This is a genomic window from Pseudomonas guangdongensis (assembly GCF_900105885.1).
Taxonomy (GTDB): domain Bacteria; phylum Pseudomonadota; class Gammaproteobacteria; order Pseudomonadales; family Pseudomonadaceae; genus Geopseudomonas; species Geopseudomonas guangdongensis.
The window spans coordinates 1225059-1240001 of sequence record NZ_LT629780.1 but is presented as its reverse complement, the minus strand read 5'-3'; the positions used below and the strand labels follow the sequence as shown (position 1 = coordinate 1240001).

At 70.7% G+C, this 14943-nt stretch carries 18 protein-coding genes; 12 read left to right on the top strand and 6 right to left on the bottom strand.

What is annotated here, in order from left to right; all coding sequences use genetic code 11:
* Nucleotides 1-47 precede the first annotated feature (47 nt).
* Together BLU22_RS05935 and BLU22_RS05930 are read left to right on the top strand one after the other, a co-directional pair.
* Nucleotides 48-506 (top strand): hypothetical protein, encoded by a 459-nt coding sequence (locus BLU22_RS05935; RefSeq protein WP_173867168.1) that lies wholly within the window; start codon nt 48-50, stop codon nt 504-506.
* Between the two features lie 47 nt (nt 507-553).
* Nucleotides 554-790, top strand: coding sequence for a TIGR02647 family protein (locus tag BLU22_RS05930; protein ID WP_090212872.1), 237 nt, complete (start codon nt 554-556; stop codon nt 788-790).
* Nucleotides 791-904: 114 nt separating this feature from the next.
* Here the strand turns inward: BLU22_RS05930 and rnk are convergent, their stop codons facing one another.
* From rnk to cyaY, 3 genes are all read right to left on the bottom strand, one after another.
* The gene (gene rnk / locus BLU22_RS05925; RefSeq protein WP_090212871.1) at nt 905-1309 is read right to left on the bottom strand and encodes a nucleoside diphosphate kinase regulator; all 405 of its coding nucleotides are present in this window, start codon (nt 1307-1309) and stop codon (nt 905-907) included.
* 239 nt (nt 1310-1548) lie between these two features.
* Complete coding sequence (locus BLU22_RS05920; RefSeq protein WP_090212869.1) at nt 1549-1749, bottom strand: DUF1289 domain-containing protein; 201 nt, start codon at nt 1747-1749, stop codon at nt 1549-1551.
* The gene (cyaY, locus tag BLU22_RS05915) at nt 1739-2071 is read right to left on the bottom strand and encodes an iron donor protein CyaY (protein WP_090212867.1); all 333 of its coding nucleotides are present in this window, start codon (nt 2069-2071) and stop codon (nt 1739-1741) included. Before cyaY ends, BLU22_RS05920 begins: the two co-directional genes overlap by 11 nt.
* Nucleotides 2072-2209: 138 nt before the next feature.
* On the opposite strand from cyaY, the gene lptM reads away from it, so the two are divergent.
* The 6 genes from lptM to BLU22_RS05885 all read left to right on the top strand — a co-directional run bounded on the left by lptM (nt 2210) and on the right by BLU22_RS05885 (nt 6550).
* Nucleotides 2210-2344, top strand: a complete 135-nt coding sequence (gene lptM / locus BLU22_RS05910; RefSeq protein WP_090212866.1) for an LPS translocon maturation chaperone LptM — start codon at nt 2210-2212, stop codon at nt 2342-2344.
* 43 nt (nt 2345-2387) lie between these two features.
* The gene (lysA, locus tag BLU22_RS05905; RefSeq protein WP_090212864.1) at nt 2388-3635 is read left to right on the top strand and encodes a diaminopimelate decarboxylase; all 1248 of its coding nucleotides are present in this window, start codon (nt 2388-2390) and stop codon (nt 3633-3635) included.
* A gap of 13 nt (nt 3636-3648) precedes the next feature.
* Nucleotides 3649-4479 carry a diaminopimelate epimerase gene (gene dapF, locus BLU22_RS05900; protein WP_090212863.1) on the top strand — a complete coding sequence of 277 codons (831 nt, stop codon included), beginning with the start codon at nt 3649-3651 and terminating at the stop codon, nt 4477-4479.
* Between the two features lie 2 nt (nt 4480-4481).
* The gene (locus BLU22_RS05895; RefSeq protein WP_090212861.1) at nt 4482-5171 is read left to right on the top strand and encodes a DUF484 family protein; all 690 of its coding nucleotides are present in this window, start codon (nt 4482-4484) and stop codon (nt 5169-5171) included.
* A 61-nt stretch (nt 5172-5232) separates the two neighbouring features.
* Nucleotides 5233-5805 carry a tyrosine-type recombinase/integrase gene (locus BLU22_RS05890; protein WP_157718975.1) on the top strand — a complete coding sequence of 191 codons (573 nt, stop codon included), beginning with the start codon at nt 5233-5235 and terminating at the stop codon, nt 5803-5805.
* Nucleotides 5806-5842: 37 nt separating this feature from the next.
* Nucleotides 5843-6550 carry an HAD family hydrolase gene (locus BLU22_RS05885; protein ID WP_090212857.1) on the top strand — a complete coding sequence of 236 codons (708 nt, stop codon included), beginning with the start codon at nt 5843-5845 and terminating at the stop codon, nt 6548-6550.
* A gap of 70 nt (nt 6551-6620) precedes the next feature.
* Here BLU22_RS05885 and sutA read toward each other — a convergent pair whose 3' ends face one another.
* The 3 genes from sutA to glnK all read right to left on the bottom strand — a co-directional run bounded on the left by sutA (nt 6621) and on the right by glnK (nt 9057).
* A complete protein-coding gene (gene sutA, locus BLU22_RS05880; protein ID WP_090212856.1) occupies nt 6621-6935 on the bottom strand; it encodes a transcriptional regulator SutA in 315 nt (104 codons plus the stop codon).
* Nucleotides 6936-7172: 237 nt separating this feature from the next.
* Entirely contained in the window at nt 7173-8426 is a 1254-nt protein-coding gene (locus BLU22_RS05875; RefSeq protein WP_090212854.1) for an ammonium transporter, read from the bottom strand.
* Nucleotides 8427-8718: 292 nt separating this feature from the next.
* Complete coding sequence (gene glnK, locus BLU22_RS05870; protein ID WP_090212853.1) at nt 8719-9057, bottom strand: P-II family nitrogen regulator; 339 nt, start codon at nt 9055-9057, stop codon at nt 8719-8721.
* A 407-nt stretch (nt 9058-9464) separates the two neighbouring features.
* Here glnK and BLU22_RS05865 point away from each other — a divergent pair, with 407 nt between their 5' ends.
* The 4 genes from BLU22_RS05865 (at nt 9465) to BLU22_RS05850 (ending at nt 14875) form a co-directional block, all read left to right on the top strand.
* Nucleotides 9465-9728 (top strand): accessory factor UbiK family protein, encoded by a 264-nt coding sequence (locus tag BLU22_RS05865; protein ID WP_090212851.1) that lies wholly within the window; start codon nt 9465-9467, stop codon nt 9726-9728.
* 37 nt (nt 9729-9765) lie between these two features.
* Nucleotides 9766-11265 (top strand): YifB family Mg chelatase-like AAA ATPase, encoded by a 1500-nt coding sequence (locus tag BLU22_RS05860; RefSeq protein ID WP_090212850.1) that lies wholly within the window; start codon nt 9766-9768, stop codon nt 11263-11265.
* A 237-nt stretch (nt 11266-11502) separates the two neighbouring features.
* Complete coding sequence (locus BLU22_RS05855) at nt 11503-13470, top strand: BCCT family transporter (protein WP_090212848.1); 1968 nt, start codon at nt 11503-11505, stop codon at nt 13468-13470.
* Nucleotides 13471-13555: 85 nt separating this feature from the next.
* Nucleotides 13556-14875, top strand: a complete 1320-nt coding sequence (locus tag BLU22_RS05850; protein ID WP_231975280.1) for a hemolysin family protein — start codon at nt 13556-13558, stop codon at nt 14873-14875.
* Nucleotides 14876-14943 lie beyond the last annotated feature (68 nt).

The following is a 14943-nucleotide window of genomic DNA, read 5'->3' as shown; positions in this document are numbered from 1 at the left end:
GCAGTGGCGGGTTATGAAGGAGGCCAAGGCCGCCCGGAATGCCCGCCATGTCCACCCCCGACCGCCCGCGCTTTCGCGTCGCAGCCGACCGCCAGTCGGCCAGCCGGCGCCTGCGCTACATCGAAACCAGCCGCCCCGACGACGGCAGCTGCACCCTCTGCCGGCTGGACGAAGAAAACCCGCCGCCCCGCGAAGAGCCCCCCACCATGACCGAACACAGTGCCGAGGACGATGCCGTCTTCGCCGAAGAGAAACTGATCGAGGCCATCGAGAACCAGGTCGCCGCCGGCGAGCCGGCCGCAGCCCAGGCCACCCTCAACAAGCTGACCCTGGTCGGCTACGAGCGTAGCGAGGCGGTGCGCCTGATGGCGCTGATCCTCGCCCACGAGATCGAGAACATGCTCGCCGACAACCGCCCGTTCGACGGCGCCGGCTACGAACAGATGCTGCGCGCCCTGCCGGAGCTGCCCGAGGCCCTGCAGGACGCGGACGAGGAAGACGAATAACAAACCGGTGGCAGCATCCGGCTGCCGCCTCCGTACTGGAGTCGCTCATGCGCCTGAATGCCGAACTGATCGCCGAACTGGAACTGCTGACCCTGTTCAACCCGGACAACACCCTGGAGGGGCTGAAGATCCACCACGACGCCGCACCGACGCTGATCGCCGCCGGCGAGCGCCTGTTCGCCAAGGGTCTGATCTCCCAGGTCGACGGCGGCTACCTGACCAGCCTGGGCCTCGACGCCACCGAACAGCTGCGCACCGTGCTGACCATCCTGCAGCCGGCCTGACGCCCGCCGCAAGGCGGCCATGGTGGGCAAGGCCCGTCGTGGTCGCCGGAACGCAAACAGCCCGCGCCGGTTTCCCGGTCGCGGGCTGTTTGCCTTGCGCCTGCGGGGCGGCGCTCAGCGTACCTCGCCGGCCGCCTCCGGCTGGTAGTCGACGCCCAGCAGGGTCAGCTTGAGGCTCTTGCCGCCGGGCACCGCCCAGTCGATGGTCTGTCCCACCGACAGGCCGAGCAGGGCGCAGCCCACCGGGGCGAGCACCGACACCGAACCCTCGGCGCCCGCCTCGTGGGGGTAGACCAGGGTAAGGTGATATTCCTTGCCGCTGGCTTCCTCGCGGCAATGGGCGGTGGAGTTCATCGTCACCACGCCCGGCGGCACCGCGTCGAGACCGACCACCTCGGCGCGCTCCAGCTCGCGCTCCAGTGCCTCGGCAGTGGGGCCGTAGTCCTCCAGGCTGTCCAGCAGCTTTTCCAGACGCTGCAGGTCGAGACGGGTGATGGTAATCGGTGGTGGCAGGCTCATGATGTCGGCAGTGCTCCTTGGGGTCGGTGAGGAAAACGCAAAACCCCGCCCGGACAGGCTGTGTGAAAACGTCGCAAACGTCGGCGAGGCAAAGCGAAAGCCACGGGACGCCGGGCCCGCAGGGGGCTTGGCGTGGACGGGGGCTTCAACGGCGCATCGCCAGACGCGGTGTCTTTACACAACCGGCGCAGGCGGGGTTTGCGCCCGACCATAGCACAGCAAGGGGAATAGGCAAGGCCTCAGCCGGCCTGCCGCGCCTCGGCCAGGGCACGGATTTCCAGGCGCAGCGCGTCGTCGGCGCCGCGCCACTGGCGGATTTCCTCGCGCAGCCGGCCGCAGCCGCGGCAGACGTCGCGCGCGTCCAGTCCGCAGCTGCCGACGCACGGCGAGGCGATGCGCCCTTCCGCGTCGCGCGGCGCGCCAGCACCCTCAGAGCGCACCGAAATCGACCTCGCAGCCGGCCTGCTCGCGGGTCAGCCGCGCCAGCATGGCGGGCAGCGCCTCGCCGTTGGCGTCGCACACCCAGCCGCCGGCGTTCTCGTCGTAGTCGAAGTGGAAACCGCCGGAACGCGCCGCCAGCCACAGCTGGCGCAGCGGCTCCTGGCGACTGAAGATCAGCTGGCTGCCGTTGTCGAAACGCACGGTCAGCACGCCGCCGCTGTTCTCGAGGTCAAGGTCCAGATCGCTGGCGTCGAAGGCGTCTTCGAGCGCCTCCTGCAGGGCATCCACCAGGTCGTGGAAGCGGGCTTCGGTGAGGCTCATGGGCTGTTCTCCGCGGGAACCGGGTTGCACACAAAGGCCCCGCGCAGGCCGCGCCCGCCGTGCATCCCGGCGCATAGGCAAGCCCTCGGGGGGTCGGTATACTCCGGCGCAATCGTTGCTTTTACAAGGATTTCCGCCATGAAGCGCCTGTTGCTTCCCCTGCTCGCGCTGTTCGTGCTCAGCGCCGGGCTCACCGGTTGCGGCCAGAAAGGTCCGCTGTACCTGCCAGGCGACGAGAAAGCCGGCAATAGCAAAGACCGTTTCGAACTCTGATCCCGCGCGTCCGCCTGTGGGCGGACGCCCCCAGGAGGCCTGCATGCAACCTTTCGACTACCGCGACGGCCAGCTGTTCGCGGAAGGCGTGTCCCTGCCCGCCCTCGCCGAGCGCTTCGGCACCCCCACCTACGTCTATTCCCGCGCCCACATCGAGGCGCAGTACCGCGCCTACGCCGACGCCCTGGCCGGCATGGAGCATCTGGTGTGCTTCGCGGTCAAGGCCAACTCCAACCTCGGCGTGCTCAACGTGCTGGCGCGCCTCGGCGCCGGCTTCGACATCGTTTCGCGCGGCGAGCTGGAGCGCGTGCTGGCCGCCGGCGGCACGCCGGCCAAGATCGTCTTCTCCGGCGTCGGCAAGAGCCGCGACGACATGCGCCGCGCGCTGGAAGTCGGCGTGCACTGCTTCAACGTCGAGTCCGACGTCGAGCTGGAGCGCCTGCAGGAAGTCGCCGCCGAGCTGGGCGTCAAGGCGCCGGTGTCGCTGCGCGTCAACCCCGACGTCGACGCGCAGACCCACCCGTACATCTCCACCGGCCTCAAGGAGAACAAGTTCGGCATCAGCATCGACATCGCCGAGGCCGTGTACGCCCGCGCCGCCGAGCTGCCGAACCTGGAAGTGGTTGGCGTCGACTGCCACATCGGCTCGCAGCTGACCCAACTGGAACCCTTCCTCGACGCCCTGGAACGCCTGCTGGCGCTGGTCGACCGTCTCGCCGCGCGCGGCATCGCCATCAAGCACCTGGATCTGGGCGGCGGTCTCGGCGTGCGTTACCGCGACGAGCAGCCGCCGCTGGCCGGCGACTACATCGCCGCGGTGCGCGAACGCCTGGCCGGGCGCGAGCTGGCCCTGGTGTTCGAGCCGGGCCGCTCGATCGTCGCCAACGCCGGCGTGCTGCTGACCCGCGTCGAGTACCTCAAGCACACCGAGCACAAGGACTTCGCGGTGATCGACGCGGCGATGAACGACCTGATCCGCCCGGCGCTGTACCAAGCGTGGATGGACATCGTCCCGGTGCAGCCGCGCGCCGGCGAGGCGCGCCCCTACGACCTGGTCGGGCCGATCTGCGAGACCGGCGACTTCCTCGGCAAGGACCGCGAGCTGGTGCTGGCCGAAGGCGACCTGCTGGCGGTGCGCTCGGCCGGCGCCTACGGCTTCGTCATGAGTTCCAACTACAACACCCGCGGCCGCGCCGCCGAGGTGCTGGTGGACGGCGAGCAGGCCCACCTGGTGCGTCGCCGCGAAACCGTCGAAGAGCTGTACGCCGGCGAAAGCCTGCTGCCCAACTGATCCGGAGGCCGGCATGCTGCTGCGTTTCACCAAGATGCACGGGCTGGGCAACGACTTCATGGTCATCGACCTGGTCACCCAGCACGCCCACATCCAGCCCAAGCACGTGCGCCAGTGGGGCGACCGCCACACCGGCGTCGGCTTCGACCAGCTGCTGATCGTCGAGCCGCCGAGCCGGCCGGACGTGGACTTCCGCTACCGCATCTTCAACGCCGACGGCTCCGAGGTGGAGCAGTGCGGCAACGGCGCGCGCTGCTTCGCCCGCTTCGTCACCGACAAGCGCCTGACCGCCAAGAAACGCATCCGCGTCGAGACCCGCGGCGGCATCATCGAGCTGAACCTGCGCAGCGACGGGCAGATCGGCGTGGACATGGGCGCGCCGCGCCTGGAGCCCGCCGAGATCCCCTTCCTCGCCCCGGAAGCCGCCGTCGCCTACGAGGTCGAGGTCGGCGGCCAGCTGGTCGAACTGGCCGCGGTGTCGATGGGCAACCCCCACGGCGTGCTGCGCGTCGCCGACGTCGACGCGGCGCCGGTGCACACGCTCGGCGCGCAGCTGGAAGTCCACCCGCGCTTCCCGCAGAAGGCCAACATCGGCTTCCTCCAGGTGCTCGACGCCCACCGCGCGCGCCTGCGCGTCTGGGAGCGCGGCTGCGGCGAGACCCGGGCCTGCGGCACCGGTGCCTGCGCCGCCGCGGTGGCCGGCATCCGCCAGGGCTGGCTGGCCTCGCCGGTACAGATCGAACTGCCCGGCGGCACCCTGAGCATCGAGTGGGCCGGCCCCGGCCAGCCGGTGATCATGACCGGCCCGGCGGTGCGGGTGTTCGAAGGCCAGGTGCGCCTGTGAGCATGCACGAGCCGGTGCCCGAGCTGGACGCCGAACAGGTCGCCGCCTGGCTGGCGGCGCACCCGCAGTTCTTCGTCGGCCGCGACGCGCTGCTGGAAACCCTGCGCATTCCCCACGAGGCGGGCCATGCGGTGTCGCTGGTCGAGCGCCAGCTGCGCCTGCTGCGCGAGCGCAACCAGGAGCTGCGCAGCCACCTCGCCCAGCTGATGGACGTGGCCCGCGACAACGACCGGCTGTTCGAGCGCACCCGCCGGCTGATCGTCGCCCTGCTCGACGCCGACAGCCTCGAAGAGCTGGTCGCCGCCGTCGAGGACAGCCTGCGCCACGAGTTCAAGGTGCCTTACGTCAGCCTGCTGCTGTTCAACGAGCAGCCGCCGGTCGTCGGCCGCTGGGTCGGTGCGCGCGAGGCCGAACAGGCCATCGGCGCCCTGCTCGGCGGCCAGAAGACCGTCTGCGGCGTGCTGCGCGCCGAGGAGCTGGCCTTCCTGTTCCCCGCCGCCCCGGCCGAGCGCATCGGCTCGGCGGCGGTGGCGGTGCTCGACCACCAGGGCCTGCACGGCGTGCTGGCGCTCGGCAGCCCCGACCCGCACCATTACAAGAGCTCGCTGGGCATGGTATTTCTCGGCCATGTCGCGGAAATCGTCGCCCGCCTGCTGCCCCGGCTGCTGCCGCCGCTGCGTCCGGCCCGCTGAGGCGCGCCGCCCGCCAGGGCGGCCGGGGTGCAGAACCGCCGCACGCCGCCCAGGAGGTCCCATGCACCGCGAACCGGACGCCCGCCGCGCACCTGCCGCCGACCAGCCCGCCGCCGACGCGGCCGCGCCCAGCGCCGAGCAGGCGGCGGACGACGCCTTCCTGCTCTGCCGCGATCTGGCCATGCTGGAACTCTTCTACTGCTCCGGGCTGCGCCTGATCGAGCTGAGCGCGCTGGACTGCGCGCAGCTCGACCTCGACGCCGGCCGGCTGCGCGTCGCCGGACACGGCGGCCTGTGCCGCGACCTGCCGCTCGCCCGCGCGGCGCGTCAGGCGCTGCAGGCCTGGCTGCAGCAGCGGGCCACCTGCGCCGCGGCGAGCCCGGCGCTGTTCGTCGCCCGCAACGGCCAGCGCCTGACCGGCCGCGCCGTGCAACAGCGGGTGCGCCGCGCCGGCATCGCGCGCCTCCAGGGCAGCCCGCAGGCGCCGCTGGGCGAACCGCCGGAGCCCGGCCGCGCGGCGCCCGAGTGGAGCGCCCGCGCGGCGGACTTCCAGCACCTCGCCCAGGTCTACCGCCAGGCCCATCCGCGCGCGCGCCGCGCCGCTGCCGCGCCCGACGGCGAGTTCGAGGACTGAGCCTCGTCCCGCCCCCATCACCATCCCGGAGACCGCCATGCCCGTGCGCCTGATCACCTTCGACCTCGACGACACCCTGTGGGACGTCGCCCCGGTGCTGTACGCCGCCGAGGCCGAACTGCTCAACTGGCTGGCGCGCCACGCGCCGCGTCTCGGCGCCGCGGCGGCCGAGCGCCTGCAGCACAACCGCCAGTGGCTGCTGGAACGCGAGCCGATCCTCCAGGGGCGGATCAGCGAACTGCGCCGCCGCGCGCTGCGCCACAGCCTGGAGCAGGCTGGCTATCCCGCCGCCGAGGCGGCGCGGCTGGCGGCGGCGGCCTTCGAGCACTTCCTCGCCGCCCGCCAGCGCGTCACCCTGTTCCCCGAGGCGCGCCCGACCCTGGCGCAGCTGAGCCGGCAGTTCCGCCTCGGCGTGCTGACCAACGGCAACGCCGACGTGGCGCGCATCGGCATCGCCGACTACTTCCAGTTCGCCTTCAACGCCGAGGCGCTGGGCATCGGCAAGCCCGACCCGCGCATCTTCCATGCCGCCCTCGCCGCGGCCGGGGTCCCGGCCACGGCGGCGGTGCACATCGGCGACCATCCTCGCGACGACATCGCCGGCGCCCAGGCGGCCGGCCTGCGCGCCGTGTGGTTCAACCCGCAGGGCGCGCCCTGGCCGGGCGCCGGCGCCCCGCAGGCGCAGATCGCCAGCCTCGCCGAGCTGCCGGCGCTGCTCGCGCGCTGGCACGCCGGGCAGCCCTGAACGCGCGGCGCGCGGGCACAAAAAAGGCGGGCCCGGCATCCGCCGGGCCCGCCTCGCATCGCTCCGCGCCTCAGATGGGGCGGCTGCCGTACTTGCCTTCCGGCTTCTTCGGCGGGTCGGCGACCACGTTGGAGTCGATCTCCTGCACCTTGCCGCCGCGCGCCAGGAACTCTTCCATGGCTCTGGCCAGCGCATCGCGCTCCTTCTGCTTGGCTTCGATGGAGGGCAGCTCCTCCGGATCGACGGCTTTCTTGGTCTTCTTCGCGACCGGGGCGGGAGCCTCGTCGTCGCTGTCGCCGTCATCGTCCGGCGCGGCGCCGAATCCCTCTTCCTCGTCGCCCTCGACGCTGTCCAGGTCGTCCTGTTCCAGTTCTTCTTCGCTCATGATGAACCCCCGTGGTGCTGGCAAAGCAGGTTGGTTATAGCCCAGCGACGGCAACTGCGCGCGGTCGACCGGGAGAAAAGCGTTGCTGTGTCCAGGCGCCGGAAAACCGCCGCAGCGGTGCCGCCAGGCGGCCAGAAACACATGTGGCGCGCATTCTAGCGTGGCGCCGGAAAAAACAAAGGGCACCCGCAGGCGCCCTTCGCGTATTGCCCCGCGCCGCAGCACGGGCCGGCCGGATCAGGCCTTGCGGGTGAACTCCGGGTAGGCCTCCATGCCGCACTCGGCGATGTCCACGCCGGTGTATTCCTCCTCGGCATCGACGCGCAGGCCGATCACCACCTTGAGGATGCCCCAGACCACCAGGCTGGCGCCGAACACCCAGGCGAAGATGCACACGATGCCGAGCAGCTGGGCGGCGAAGGTGGCGTCGCCGTTGCTCAGCGGCACCGCCAGCAGACCCCAGATCCCGGCCAGGCCGTGGACCGAGATGGCGCCGACCGGGTCGTCGATCTTCAGCTTGTCGAGGGTCACCACGCCGGCCACCGCCAGCACCCCGCCGACCGCGCCGATCAGGGTCGCGGCGAGGATCGAGGGCGCCACCGGCTCGGCGGTGATCGCCACCAGACCGGCCAGGGCGCCGTTGAGGGCCATGGTCAGGTCGGCCTTGCCGAACAGCAGGCGGGCGCAGACCAGCGCGGCGAGCAGGCCGCCGGCCGCCGCCATGTTGGTGTTGAGGAAGGCGCTGGCCACCGCGTTGGCGTCCTCGATGGTGCTCATCTTCAGCTGCGAGCCGCCGTTGAAGCCGAACCAGCCCAGCCAGAGGATGAAGGTGCCCAGCGACGCCAGCGGCAGGTTGGCGCCGGGGATGGCGTTGATCTGGCCGTTGGCGCCGTACTTGCCGCGCCGCGCGCCGAGCAGCAGGACACCGGCCAGGGCCGCCGAGGCGCCGCACAGGTGGACCACGCCGGAGCCGGCGAAGTCGAGGAAGCCGGCCTCGTTGAGGAAGCCCGAGCCCCATTTCCAGAAGCCCTGCACCGGGTAGATGAAGCCGGTCATCACCACCGCGAAGGCGAGGAAGGCCCACAGCTTCATGCGCTCGGCCACCGCGCCGGAGACGATCGACATGGCGGTGGCGACGAACACCACCTGGAAGAAGAAGTCGGCGCGCGCCGAGTAGTAGGGCGCATCCGCGCCGCCGGCGGCGACCACCTCGACGGCGTGCTCGTCGCCGATCAGGAAGCCCAGGCTGGGCAGGAAGCCGCCCTCCGGGCTGGAGTACATGATGTGGTAGCCGACCAGCATGTACATCACGCAGGCCACGGCATACAGGGTGACGTTCTTGGTGAGGATCTCGGTGGTGTTCTTGGCCCGCACCAGGCCGGCTTCGAGCATCGCGAAGCCCGCGGCCATCCACATGACCAGGGCGCCGCAGATGACGAAGTAGAAGGTGTCGAGGGCGTATTGCAGGGGTATCAGGTCGGTGTTTTCCATGTCTTTTCTGCCTCTAGCCGAAAGCGCCGGGGCGCAAGGCGGCGCAGGCTCCCGGACGACGGGAACCCGGCCATGTCAAAAATCGAGTTGAGGTCGCCGCGCGCTGGCCGTCTGGGCCTGCGGCGCGCGGATCAGCGTCCGGGCAGCTGTCGCCGGCCGGCGCAGGCGCAACGCCCGCCGCTGGCGGCATGCCGAGGGGGACTGGCGAGAGGCACCGGGACGTCCTGCCCGGTCGATTGGCGCAAAATCATGGTGTACTCCTGGGGCGTGGGGGTTCGGTGGAGTAGCGCGCTTAGATCGCGTCGGTACCGCTTTCGCCGGTACGAATACGGATCGCCTGTTCCAGATTGACCACGAAGATCTTGCCGTCGCCGATCTTGCCGGTGTTGGCGGCCTTGGTGATGGCGTCGATCACCGCATCCAGCTGGTCGTCGGCAATCGCCACTTCCAGCTTGACCTTGGGCAGGAAGTCGACGACGTACTCGGCACCGCGATACAGCTCGGTGTGGCCTTTCTGACGGCCGAAGCCCTTGACCTCGGTAACGGTGATGCCCTGTACGCCGATTTCCGACAGCGACTCGCGCACGTCGTCGAGCTTGAAGGGTTTGATGATGGCGGTGACTAGCTTCATAGAAATTCTCCCGTGATGGTGGACTTGCCCCAGGAAGCGATGAACCCAGGGCAAGTCTAAGCGCAGAGTCCGGCATTTGTAACGCGCCGCGCGCACGGCGCCGCTGACCCGGCCGGCGTGGCTCCGCGCCGTGCGTGCCGGCCTGTCCTGGCGCACGCCGCTGGCGCCTCGGCACCGGTAACGATCCTTCTGCAGAAAGGGTGCCAACTCCACGCAACGCCTGCTTTTACGCGCCGCGCCGGGGCGCGACGGCCGCCACCCCGGCGACATGCACCAAGGCGGTGCACGGACGATCCGGCATTGCTCGAAAACGGCACGATCCGCCGCCCCATCCCGGCGCCGCCGCGGCGCACGATGCACCGGACGCTTCTGCTAGACTGCCGGCGTTCATCTGCCGGAAACCGCCCATGCTGCCGCCCAAAGCCGTCCTCGACCTTCTCGCCAGTCAGGCCAGCCGCCTGTTCAGTGCCGATTCGCCGCTGCCGCGCGCCGAGCTGGAAGCCCAGTTCAAGGCCCTGCTGTCGGGCGCCTTCGGCAAGCTCGATCTGGTCGGCCGTGACGAATTCGACGCACAGATGGCGGTGCTGGCGCGCACCCGCGCGCGCCTCGAAGCCCTCGAAGCGCGCGTCGCCGAACTGGAAGCCCGCCTGGAGCCGCCGCAGCCGCACTAAGGCCGGGTTCCGCGGGACAGCCGATCAAGGAGCGATCATGTCCCTCGCCATCGTCCACAGCCGCGCCCAGCTCGGCCTCGACGCCCCCGCCGTCAGCGTCGAGGCGCACCTGGCCAACGGCCTGCCCTCGCTGACCCTGGTGGGCCTGCCGGAAACCGCCGTGCGCGAGAGCAAGGACCGCGTGCGCAGCGCGATCCAGAGCTGCGGCTTCGAGTTCCCCAACCGGCGCATCACCCTCAACCTGGCGCCCGCCGACCTGCCCAAGGAAGGCGGGCGCTTCGACCTGGCCATCGCCCTGGGCATCCTCGCCGCCAGCGGCCAGCTGCCCGCCGCCAGCCTGGACGGCGTCGAGTGCCTCGGCGAGCTGGCGCTGTCCGGCGCCCTGCGCCCGCTGCGCGGCGTGCTGCCGGCGGCGCTGGCCGCGCGCGCCGCCGGACGCGCCCTGCTGGTGCCGCGCGACAACGCCGAGGAGGCCTGTCTGGCCCGCGGGCTGACCGTCTACGCCGCCGACCACCTGCTCGCCGTGGTCGCCCACCTGGCCGGCCACACGCCGCTCCAGCCCTGGATCGCCGCCGGGCTGCCGCAGCCGGCGGCGGCGCCGGGCGACATCGCCGAGGTGCAGGGCCAGCTGGCCGCCAAGCGCGCCCTGCTGGTGGCAGCCGCCGGCCGCCACAACCTGCTGCTCAGCGGAGCGCCAGGCACCGGCAAGACCCTGCTGGCCAGCCGCCTGCCCGGCCTGCTGCCGGCGCTCGCCGAGGACGAGGCGCTGGAAGTCGCCGCCATCCATTCGCTGGCCGGCAGCGCCGCGCTCGGCGGCTGGCCGGGGCGGCCGTTCCGCCAGCCCCATCACAACGCCTCCGGGCCGGCGCTGGTCGGCGGCGGCAGCCGCCCGCGTCCCGGCGAGATCAGCCTGGCGCACCACGGCGTGCTGTTCCTCGACGAGCTGCCGGAGTTCTCCCGCGCGGTGCTCGACGCCCTGCGCCAGCCGCTGGAGAGCGGCGAGGTGGTGATCGCCCGCGCCCAGGGCACCCTGCGCTTTCCGGCGCGCTTCCAGCTGGTGGCGGCGATGAACCCCTGCCCCTGCGGCTACCTGGGCGACGCCGAGCGGCGCTGCCGCTGCACCCCGGAGCAGGTGCAGCGCTACCGGGCGCGGCTGTCCGGGCCGTTGCTCGACCGCATCGACCTGCACCTGCATGTGCGCCGCGAGACGCCGCGCCTGCAGGCCACCGCCGAGGGCCCGGACAGCGCCGCGCTGGCCCGCCAGGTGAGTGCGGCACATGCGCTGCAGCAGCAGCGTCAGGGCTGCGCCAACGCCCATCTCGACCTGCCGGGCCTGCAGCGCCACTGCCACCTCGCCGAGGCCGACCGGCAGTGGCTGGAAAGCGCCGGCGAGCGCCTGCGCCTGTCGCTGCGCGCCCTGCACCGGGTGCTCAAGGTGGCGCGCACCCTCGCCGACCTGCAGGGCGCGCCGGCCATCGCCCGCGCCCATCTGGCCGAGGCGCTACAGTACCGTCTGGGCGAGCACGACGGCGGCTAAGCGATACAGCCAAGCTATCGGCAAGCTTCAAAATCCCTGAAAAAGCTATCGACGTGCTAGACTGGCTGGCCACCCCAGATCTTTCCGGCATCGATCGGTGGCGAAAAGAGATGGAAAAGCCCGCAACACGGCGACAGTCGTCGCCCTCGGGAGATCGTGCGCCGCGCCCCGGCGCGAGCCGTGCGCAACCTCCCGTCCGCCCTTGGCGGCCATCCGATCAAAAGGAGCGCTTGCACAATGGAAACCTCCCCGCGCCTGGCGCGCACCCTCAACCCCCCGGTGTTCTTCGGCTCGGCTCTGCTGATCTTCGCCCTGGTCACCTTCGCCGTGGCCCTGCCACAGACCGCCCAGACCCTGTTCGGCCAGGTGCAGAACTGGATCGTCGGCAACGCCAGCTGGTTCTACGTACTGGCCGTGGCGCTGATCCTGATCACCGTGGTGTTCCTCGCCGTCAGCCGTTACGGCGACATCAAGCTCGGCCCCGACCACAGCCAGCCCGACTACAGCAACACCACCTGGTTCGCCATGCTGTTCTCCGCCGGCATGGGCATCGGCCTGATGTTCTTCGGCGTCGCCGAGCCGGTGATGCACTTCGTCGCCCCGCCGGTGGGCGAGCCCAACACGGTGCAGGCCGCCCGCGAGGCGATGAAGCTGACCTTCTTCCACTGGGGCCTGCACGCCTGGGCGATCTACGCCATCGTCGCGCTGATCCTGGCGTTTTTCTGCTACCGGCATAACCTGCCGCTGACCCTGCGCTCGGCGCTCTATCCGCTGATCGGCGAGCGCATCCACGGCCCCATCGGCCACGCGGTGGACATCTTCGCCATCCTCGGCACGGTGTTCGGCGTGGCCACCTCGCTGGGCTACGGCGTGCTGCAGATCAACAGCGGCCTCAACCACCTGTTCGACGTGCCGGTCGGCACCGCCGTGCAGATCGCGCTGATCGTCGGCGTCACCGCGCTGGCCACCCTGTCGGTGGTCACCGGGCTGGACAAGGGCATCCGCATCCTCTCCGAGCTGAACCTCGGCCTGGCGGTGCTGCTGCTGGCCCTGGTGCTGGTGCTCGGCCCCACCGTGTACCTGCTGCAAACCTTCGTGCAGAACACCGGCAGCTACCTGTCGGAGATCGTCAGCAAGACCTTCAACCTCTACGCCTACGAGCCGACCGACTGGCTGGGCGGCTGGACCCTGCTGTACTGGGGCTGGTGGATGTCCTGGTCGCCGTTCGTCGGCATGTTCATCGCCCGCGTCTCGCGCGGGCGGACCATCCGCCAGTTCGTCACCGGGGTGATGTTCGTCCCCGCCGGCTTCACCCTGCTGTGGATGACGGTGTTCGGCAACGGCGCCATCCACATGATCATGCAGGACGGCCTGACCAGCCTGGCCGACACCGTCGGCCAGGACAGCTCGCTGGCGCTGTTCGCCTTCCTCGAACAGTTCCCGCTGTCCAGCGTGCTGTCGACGGTGGCGGTGCTGATGGTGGTGGTGTTCTTCGTCACCTCGGCCGACTCCGGCTCGCTGGTGGTGGACATGCTCGCCTCCGGCGGCAACCCGCAGACCCCGCTGTGGCAGCGGATCTTCTGGGCCGCCTCGATCGGCGTGGTGGCCATCGCCCTGCTGCTGGCCGACGGCCTCAGCGCCCTGCAGACCGCCACCATCGCCAGCGCCCTGCCGTTCTCGGTGATCCTGCTGGCCTCGATGTGGGGGCTGCTCAAGGCCCTGCACCTGGACTCCACCAAGCGCGTGCTGCGCCACCAGACCTCCGGACACACCCGCCAGGCGCGCAGCCCCGGCGGCTGGCAGCGGCGCCTGCGCAACCTGGTGATGTTCCCGCGCCGCGCCCACGTCAACCGCTTCCTCGCCGAGGTGGTGCTGCCGGCCGGCGAGGCGGTGGCCGAGGAGCTGCGCAAGCAGGGCCTGAGCGCCAGGGTCGAGAGCGGCGACGACCAGCGCATCCGTCTGGAGGTCAGCCACGGCAGCGAGGTCGACTTCGTCTACGAGGTGCGCCCGCGCGCCTACGTGCAGCCCAGCTTCGTGATGCTCGAAGGCGACGAGCGCGAGGAGCGCAAGTACTTCCGCGCCGAGGTCCACCTGCTCGAAGGCGGCCAGGACTACGACGTGATGGGCTGGTCGCGCGACGAGGTGATCGACGACATCCTCGACCAGTACGAGCAGCACATGCACTTCCTCCACGTGGTGCGCTGAAGCGGCCCGGCGCCCGGCGCGGTCATCACCGCCGCCGGGCGCCCATGCTACCCTCCGGACGTTATCCACAGCCCGCAGACCGCCCATGTCCCTGACTGCCAGCCACAGCCTGCTCCTGCTCGCCCTGCTCATCCTGCTCAGCGCGTTCTTCTCCCTGGCGGAAATCGCCCTGGCCGCCTCGCGGCCGGTGAAGCTGCGGCAGATGGCCGACGAGGGCAACGCCGAGGCGCTGCGGGTCATCGCCATCCAGGAAAACCCCGGCCACTACTTCACCGTGGTGCAGATCGGCATGAACGCCCTGGCGATCCTCGGCGGCATCGTCGGCGAGGGCCTGCTCAGCCCGCCGTTCGAGCGCCTGCTCGCAGCCTGGCTAAGCGCCGAACAGGCCACCACCCTCGCCTTCGTCGCCTCCTTCGTGCTCACCACCTCGCTGTTCATCGTGGTCACCGACCTGATTCCCAAGCAGGTCGCCATGGCCGTCCCCGAGCAACTCGCCATCCGCGTCATCGGCCCGATGCGTCTGCTCACCACCCTGCTCAAGCCGCTGGTGCTGGTCTACGCCTGGCTGGTCGGCGGGGTGATCGCCCTGCTCAAGCTGCCCAAGCAGCGCGACGACAGCATCACCCCCGAGGACATCCTCGCCATGACCCAGGCCGGCGCCCAGTCCGGCACCCTGGCGGCCAGCGAACAACAGGTCATCGAGAACATCTTCGAGCTGGAAACCCGCACCCTGCCCAGCGCCATGACCCACCGCGACAGCATCGTCTACTTCCTGATCGACGACCCCGACGCGCTGATCCGCTCGCGGATCGCCGACGAGCCCTACTCGGCCTACCCGGTGTGCGACGGCGGCATCGACCACATCGTCGGCTACGTGACCATCAAGGACCTGTTCCAGCGCGTGCTCGGCGACCAGCCGATCTCCCTCGCCGACCCCGGCCTGCTCCGCAAGCCGCTGGTGGTGCCCGACCGCCTGACCCTTGCCGAGGTGCTCAAGCAGTTCCGCCAGGCCGGCGAGACCTTCGCCCTGATCGTCAACGAGTACAGCCTGGTGGTCGGCCTGATCAGCCTCAACGACGTGATGAGCATCGTCATGGGCGACATGGTCTCGCCCTGGTACGAGGAGCAGATCGTGCGCCGCGACGAGAACTCCTGGCTGATCGACGGCGTCACCCCGATCCAGGACGTGCGCCGCGCCCTGGAGATCGACAGCGTGCCCCACGAGGACGAGTACGAGACCCTCGCCGGCTTCCTGATGACCATGCTGCGCCGGGTGCCCAAGCGCACCGACAGCGTGACCTGGGGCGGCTACACCTTCGAGGTGATGGACGTCGACAGCTACCGCATCGACCAGGTGATGGTGACCCGCACCGCGGCGCCGGGCGCCGGCGAGGCGCAGGGCTGAGCAACCGCGCGCGGCGATAGTCGCCGTGCATCGCGCCCATCGGCGGCGTTGCGCTGCAGCAGGCGCGC

Bases quoted from the DNA above. Each gene is read 5' to 3' on its own strand.
- BLU22_RS05935 (WP_173867168.1), top strand. From the start codon at position 48: ATGTCCACCCCCGACCGCCCGCGCTTTCGCGTCGCAGCCGACCGCCAG.
- BLU22_RS05930 (WP_090212872.1), top strand. From the start codon at position 554: ATGCGCCTGAATGCCGAACTGATCGCCGAACTGGAACTGCTGACCCTG.
- rnk (WP_090212871.1), bottom strand. From the start codon at position 1,309: ATGAGCCTGCCACCACCGATTACCATCACCCGTCTCGACCTGCAGCGT.
- cyaY (WP_090212867.1), bottom strand. From the start codon at position 2,071: ATGAGCCTCACCGAAGCCCGCTTCCACGACCTGGTGGATGCCCTGCAG.
- lptM (WP_090212866.1), top strand. From the start codon at position 2,210: ATGAAGCGCCTGTTGCTTCCCCTGCTCGCGCTGTTCGTGCTCAGCGCC.
- lysA (WP_090212864.1), top strand. From the start codon at position 2,388: ATGCAACCTTTCGACTACCGCGACGGCCAGCTGTTCGCGGAAGGCGTG.
- dapF (WP_090212863.1), top strand. From the start codon at position 3,649: ATGCTGCTGCGTTTCACCAAGATGCACGGGCTGGGCAACGACTTCATG.
- BLU22_RS05895 (WP_090212861.1), top strand. From the start codon at position 4,482: ATGCACGAGCCGGTGCCCGAGCTGGACGCCGAACAGGTCGCCGCCTGG.
- BLU22_RS05890 (WP_157718975.1), top strand. From the start codon at position 5,233: ATGCACCGCGAACCGGACGCCCGCCGCGCACCTGCCGCCGACCAGCCC.
- BLU22_RS05885 (WP_090212857.1), top strand. From the start codon at position 5,843: ATGCCCGTGCGCCTGATCACCTTCGACCTCGACGACACCCTGTGGGAC.
- sutA (WP_090212856.1), bottom strand. From the start codon at position 6,935: ATGAGCGAAGAAGAACTGGAACAGGACGACCTGGACAGCGTCGAGGGC.
- BLU22_RS05875 (WP_090212854.1), bottom strand. From the start codon at position 8,426: ATGGAAAACACCGACCTGATACCCCTGCAATACGCCCTCGACACCTTC.
- glnK (WP_090212853.1), bottom strand. From the start codon at position 9,057: ATGAAGCTAGTCACCGCCATCATCAAACCCTTCAAGCTCGACGACGTG.
- BLU22_RS05865 (WP_090212851.1), top strand. From the start codon at position 9,465: ATGCTGCCGCCCAAAGCCGTCCTCGACCTTCTCGCCAGTCAGGCCAGC.
- BLU22_RS05860 (WP_090212850.1), top strand. From the start codon at position 9,766: ATGTCCCTCGCCATCGTCCACAGCCGCGCCCAGCTCGGCCTCGACGCC.
- BLU22_RS05855 (WP_090212848.1), top strand. From the start codon at position 11,503: ATGGAAACCTCCCCGCGCCTGGCGCGCACCCTCAACCCCCCGGTGTTC.
- BLU22_RS05850 (WP_231975280.1), top strand. From the start codon at position 13,556: ATGTCCCTGACTGCCAGCCACAGCCTGCTCCTGCTCGCCCTGCTCATC.